This is a genomic window from Streptomyces botrytidirepellens (genome assembly GCF_003721215.1).
Taxonomy (GTDB): domain Bacteria; phylum Actinomycetota; class Actinomycetes; order Streptomycetales; family Streptomycetaceae; genus Streptomyces; species Streptomyces himastatinicus.
Genome location: NZ_RIBZ01000663.1, coordinates 1 through 5,631, shown reverse-complemented (window position 1 = coordinate 5,631; position 5,631 = coordinate 1). Strand labels below are relative to the sequence as shown.

The following is a 5,631-nucleotide window of genomic DNA, read 5'->3' as shown; positions in this document are numbered from 1 at the left end:
GTCCGGGGCCGACGCGGCGGCGGCCAGCAGCTCGGGACGGTCCTCCGGACCGGCCACGGCGGCCAGGCAGCGGGCGGCGGCGTCGGGGCGGCGGCTGCCGGGCCGCAGGTCGTGTTCCTGCTGGGCCCAGGCCAGGACGTCGTGGACGCTCCAGCCGGGTCGCGGCCCGGAGGGGCGCAGCTGGCGCTGCCAGCGGTCGAAGGCGCCCTGTTCCTGCACGGCGCGCACGCGCGGACCGTGCGCCGGGTCGTCGGCCCACAGCCGCCAGGGGCGGGGCTCGAAGGCGCCGCGCGCGGCGGCGGCCAGTTCGGCGTCGCCGTCGGGGGTCTCGGGGAAGCGGCCGAGGACGGCGGGGGCGAGGGCGCGCAGCCCGGCGTCGTCGTCGCGCAGGGCCAGCTCGTCCAGGGCCCATTCCCAGTTGCTGCCGGCGGCGGCGTACCGGCGCAGCAGCCGCAGCGCGTCGAGCCGGTCGTAGGCGGCGAGGTGGCCGAGGACGGCGAGGGCGAGCCCGGTGCGCTCCTCGTCGGTGTTCACCAGGTCGTCGGGGTGGAAGAGGTGCTGTTCGATCTCGTCGAGGTCCGCGTCGAGGTCCAGGCAGAGCCGGGCGTAGTAGAGGGAGCGGTTCTCGACCTGCCAGTCACGGCGTGGGTCGTGCAGCACGCAGTGGTGCAGTGCCGCGAGCGCCTCGGCCCGCGGCGCGGCGAGGGCGTGCAGGGTCCCGTCGCCGCGGCCTCGCTGGAGGAGGCCGAGCAGGGTACCGCTGGGCGCTATGTCTGGATCGAACATGAGGTCAGCATCCGGTGCGGGGGGTTCGCTGGCAACGGGATTTCCGTCGTCCGGCATTCTTGCCGGTGTCCTGGCGCCATATGCCGGATGAACACCTGAACTGAGGGATTCCCGAGCGCCGCAGCCTACCCGGAACCGCATGCTCCACCGAGCCGTGTCCGACTTGCCCCAGGAAAGCCATTGACATATGCCAGAAGCACCACCGGATCGGGTATTGCCAAACGACTTACGTGACGTCGCAGCCTGTGCAAGAGTCGTTACCGGTCCTTACCCCGTCAGACCCGGCAGCGCCGCCCCGTACCGGCCCGTATCGGAGAACACATGCCGTCCCCCCGCTCCGCGGACCATCCCGCCGCCCCGTCGCCCCAGCGCGGCACGGTCGACGCGCTCATCACGCAGACCAGGCGGCTCCGCGGCGGCATCGCCGCCGTGCGGCGCGACACCACGGCGGACCTGAGCGGTACGGCGAACGAGACCCAGCTGCGCTGGCAGCGCGCGCTGTGCGATCTCGCCGTCCACCATCTGGACGACCTCGGCCAGCATCTGGACCAGCTGCGGGAGGGGCTGCCCTCCGAGCAGCCCGGGGAATCGGAGGAGCCCGGCAGAGCGGCGGGGGCGGATGGGGCGGCTGAGGAGCGGAAGCCGCTCGATCAGGACGCGGCGGTGCAGGGCCCCGGCCACGGTCCCGGCTCACTGCTCAACCGCGTCGGCAGCGCCGAGTGGAACCTCCTCACCGACGAGGTGACCTGGTCCGACGAGCTGTGCCAGATCTTCGGCCGCAGCCCCGACGAGGGCGGCCTGCCCCTGGACGAGCTGCCCTCCTGGGTGGTCGCCGACGATCAGCCGGTGCTGACCGCGATGGTCACGGACTGCCTGGTGGACGGCAAGCCGATCGACGGCGAGTTCCGGGTGGTCCGTCCGGACGACGCCGTCCGTACGGTGCACATGGCGGGCGAGCCCGTCCTCGACACCGACGGCAGCACCGCCTCCATGTGGGCGGTGCTCCGCGATGTGAGTGCGCTGCGCCGCAGCGAGCGGGCGGTGCGCGAATCCCGCGACTCGCTCCAGCGCCAGCGGCACATGGCCCGCGCCGAGCGCCGACTGGCGGTCGAGCTGCACGAGGCCGTCCTGCCGCCGTGGCGCGGCTCCGCGCCCCTCGCGCACGGCCGGCGGCCCGCGGACACCGCCCTCGACGTCGCCTCCCACTACTTCCCCTCCGCGGACAGCGCGCTGATCGGCGGCGACTGGTACGACGCGCTCGAACTGCCGGACGGCGGCACCCTGCTGAGCGTCGGCGACCTCACCGGCCATGGCGTCGCCGCGACGTCGGGCATGGCGATGGTGCTGGGCGCGGTGCGCGGCATGGCGGTGGCCGGGATCGAGCCGGGCCCGCTGATGGGGCGGCTCAACCAGCTGCTCGACGTCTCCGCGCAGCCCGCCCTGGGCAGCGCCGTCTGCGGGCGGTACGACCCGGCGACCCGCACCCTGGTGTGGTCGCAGGCCGGGCACCCCGCCCCGCTGCTGTTCCGCGACGGGGCGGGGCGCGCCCTGCGGCCCCCGGCCGGTGTGCTGCTCGGCGGCACGGCGGGCGCCACGTACGCCCAGGCCGAGGAGCGGCTGGAGCCGGGCGATCTGCTCCTGCTGCACGCCGGTGGGCTCGCCGAGGACCCCACGGTGGCGGCCGAGCGGCTGCTCGGGCTCGCGCCACGGTTCGCCGCCGCCCGCGGCACGCAGGAGTGCGTACGGGTGGTGGCCGAGGAGTTCGACGACGAGCGGCGCGAGGGCGACGCCTGCGTACTGCTCGCGATGGTCGGTTGATGCGGTGATGGGCCGCCGCTAGACGTACTGGACGGCCGTGCTCTGTGCTCTTCCGCCGGCCGCCACTACACGACCGTGGTCCTCGCCGCCCCGCCCGCCCCCTTCGCCCCGCCTCCGGCTCCCTTCTGGTGGCCCAGCCCCTTCGGCATGGCCTGCTGGATCTCCGCCCGCAACTCCCGCACCGCGGCCGACGAGGTGTACGGCGCGGTGAGCCGGTACATCTCCCGCAGCCGGTCCCAGGTGCGGTGCGAGGAGTTCTGCTCGATCGTGGCCAGCGCCTGGCGGGCGGACGCGGTGCCCTGCTCCGGGTCGCCGCCGATGAAGGAGGCCGAGGCGATGGAGATGTGGTCGAAGATCTGCGACCGCTGGCGGCCGCCCTCCCGCATCCGCAGCGCCTCCTTGGCGTGCCGCTGCGAGATGGCCGCGACGCCCGGTTCGTGCTCGGCCAGGGTGCGGTAGACCAGCCCCTGCATCCCGTGCATGTCGGCCTCGTTGAACAGCTGCATCCAGCTCGGCGCGGGCCCCCGGTCCCGGTCGGAGACGAACAGCTCCTCCGCCTCCCCCAGGGTGCGGCGCACCGCCTGGCCGTGCCCCTTCGAGGCGTGCGCCCAGGCCTCGATGGTGCGGAACATGGAGCGGGTGCGGGGCAGCGCCGCGTCCCCCGCGCCGGACGATGCCAGCTTCATCAGATCGAGGGCGTCGTCCGGGCGGCCGATGTGCACCATCTGCCGGGCGGCGCGGGACAGCGCCTCGCTCGCCCGCGGCCGGTCGCCGCCCTCCCGGGCCGCGTGCGCGGCGATGACGAAGTACTTCTGGGCGGTGGGCTCCAGGCCCACGTCATGGGACATCCAGCCCGCCAGCACGGCCAGGTTGGCCGCGACGCCCCACAGTCTGCGCTGGAGCGCCTCGGGGTGACGGTAGGCCAGCATCCCGCCCACCTCGTTGAGCTGGCCCACCACGGCCTTGCGCTGGAGCCCGCCGCCGCGGGCGGCGTCCCAGGCGCGGAAGACCTCGACCGACGTCTCCAGCGCGTCGATCTCCTGGGAGCCCACGGGGGCGGCCTCATAGCGGTCGAAGCCCGCGGGCTCGGCGGAGAGGGGGTTGTCGGAACGGGGCGCGTCGGTGGCGAGGGTGGGGTCGGAGAGCAGCCATTCGCTCATGGCACCGGTGATGGCGGATCCTGCGGCGAGCGCGGCGCCCGCACCCACCAAGCCGCGTCGGTTGAACATAAGGTCCATTCCCGTGAATTCGGTGAGGACCGCGGCCGTGGACTCGGGCGGCCAGAGCAGCCCGTCGGCGGACTGCCCCTTTCCCGCGCGCCCACCTCGTCCGAACCCGAGGTCCTCGATGGTCACGACTCGACCGAGGCGCTCGGTGAAGAGGACGGCCAGCACCTTGGGCACGGGATCGCGCGGCGTCTCGCCGGTGTCGATCCAACGCCGCACCCGCGAGGTGTCGGTCGCCAGCTGCGGGTGGCCCATGGCCGCCGCGCGCCGGTTCACGAGCCTCGCGAGCTCGCCCTTGGACCAGCCGGCCAGGCCGAAAAGGTCCGCAAGACGGGTGTTGGGTTCCCTCGTCACGTCAAGCCCCCAGGATCCTCGGCTGACTTGACAGTAACGGGCCCGTCACGAGCCGTGCGACTATTCGCCAGGGTTCGCCAGGGTCCGCCAGATGGTGTGCCACCCGCGCGCGGGTGTGATGTAGGAGTGCGCTACCCGGCCCGGTGCGGGTTGGAAAATCCGGTTGGAAATTCCAGTTGGAAAATGCCGGCGGGAAACTGCCCGTTGGAAAATGCCAGCCGCATTCCCCAGGGTGCGGCCCCGCCCCGGGGCCGGGAGCGTACGCACATACGTCGGCACACGAAGGGATCTGTCTCGCCCATGTACGCAGCGTCGTCCTCCGTGTCCGCCCCGCCTCGGCCGTACCGGCGGCAGCTGCCCGGCAATGGGCCGTACCTCGATCCCGCTCCCGGCGGCCGCGCGCGGCGCACCGCCGCCCTCGGCTCCGTGCCGCCCAGCGGAAGACTCGACGTGTCCGGTCCCCAGGGTGCCCAGCTGCGCACCGCCATCGCCGCGGTCCATCGCATCTGTCCGGAGTTCAACCCCGTCCAGGTGCTCCGGCGCAGCGGGCGGTCCGTTCTCCTGGTCGGTTCGACGGGCCGCACCACGGCGGTCGCCAAGTGCCTGCTGGACCACTCCCCGGCGTGGGCCGAGCGGTTCCGCCGCGAGATAGCGATGTACCGGACGTTCGTACGACAGCGTCCTCCCGTCCGGGTGCCGCGGCTGATCGCCGCCGACCCCGACAACTGCGCGCTGGTCATCGAGCGGATGCCCGGGCGGGTCGCGGCCGCGCAGCGCCATCCCGCCGAGGCGCCGCCGCGCGCCGATGTGCGCGCCGCGCTCGGCGCGATCTGCCGGATCAACCAGTGGCGGCCGCCGGGGGACCTGTTCGACGCCCCGGTCGACTATGCCGCCCGGCTGTCCCGCTACCACGAGTTGGGGCTGCTGACCGACCGGGACATGGGCGATGTGCGCAAGCTGCTGCGCGGGGTCTCGCAGTCGGCGGGGCGGCAGCTGCCGGCCCAGTTCTGCCACGGCGACGCCCTGTTGAACAACGTGCTGCTGGCCCCCTCGGGCGCGGCGCTCATCGACTGGGACCACGCGGGCTGGTATCTGCCGGGCTACGACCTGGCGACGCTGTGGGCGGTGCTCGGCGACGCCCCGGTGGCCCGGCGTCAGATCAGCCAGCTCGCGCAGGCGGCGGGTCCGGCGGCGCGGGACGCGTTCCTGGTCAACCTGATGCTCGTCCTCACCCGGGAGATCCGCCGGTACGAGACCGCCGTGCAGCGCAGCATGCACGATCCGGCGCCCGTGGTGCCGGGGGTGATGGCCGCCGGTGAGGAGCAGCGGCTGCTGCTGCGGCGGCTGCATGACGACTGCGGTCTGGCCCGGCGCGCCGTGCGCGCCGCGGTGGGCACGCGCTGAAGGCGCCTCGTCACACCGTCTGCGGCGTGTCACCGGTCTGGAC

Annotated in this window: 3 protein-coding genes and 1 pseudogene; 2 read left to right on the top strand and 2 right to left on the bottom strand. The window is 73.8% G+C overall.

Going from position 1 to position 5,631, the window contains the following annotated elements; all coding sequences use genetic code 11:
* A pseudogene (locus tag EEJ42_RS35040) lies at positions 1 to 786 on the bottom strand (HEAT repeat domain-containing protein); the annotation flags it as partial.
* Between the two features lie 321 nt (positions 787 to 1,107).
* Here EEJ42_RS35040 and EEJ42_RS35035 point away from each other — a divergent pair.
* Positions 1,108 to 2,604 carry a PP2C family protein-serine/threonine phosphatase gene (locus tag EEJ42_RS35035; RefSeq protein ID WP_123106245.1) on the top strand — a complete coding sequence of 499 codons (1,497 nt, stop codon included), beginning with the start codon at positions 1,108 to 1,110 and terminating at the stop codon, positions 2,602 to 2,604.
* A 65-nt stretch (positions 2,605 to 2,669) separates the two neighbouring features.
* On the opposite strand, the gene EEJ42_RS35030 is transcribed toward EEJ42_RS35035, so the two are convergent.
* The gene (locus EEJ42_RS35030; RefSeq protein ID WP_123106243.1) at positions 2,670 to 4,184 is read right to left on the bottom strand and encodes a DNA-binding protein NsdB; all 1,515 of its coding nucleotides are present in this window, start codon (positions 4,182 to 4,184) and stop codon (positions 2,670 to 2,672) included.
* 300 nt (positions 4,185 to 4,484) lie between these two features.
* Between EEJ42_RS35030 and EEJ42_RS35025 the strand changes: the two genes are divergently transcribed.
* Positions 4,485 to 5,588, top strand: coding sequence for an aminoglycoside phosphotransferase family protein (locus tag EEJ42_RS35025; protein WP_123106241.1), 1,104 nt, complete (start codon positions 4,485 to 4,487; stop codon positions 5,586 to 5,588).
* Positions 5,589 to 5,631 lie beyond the last annotated feature (43 nt).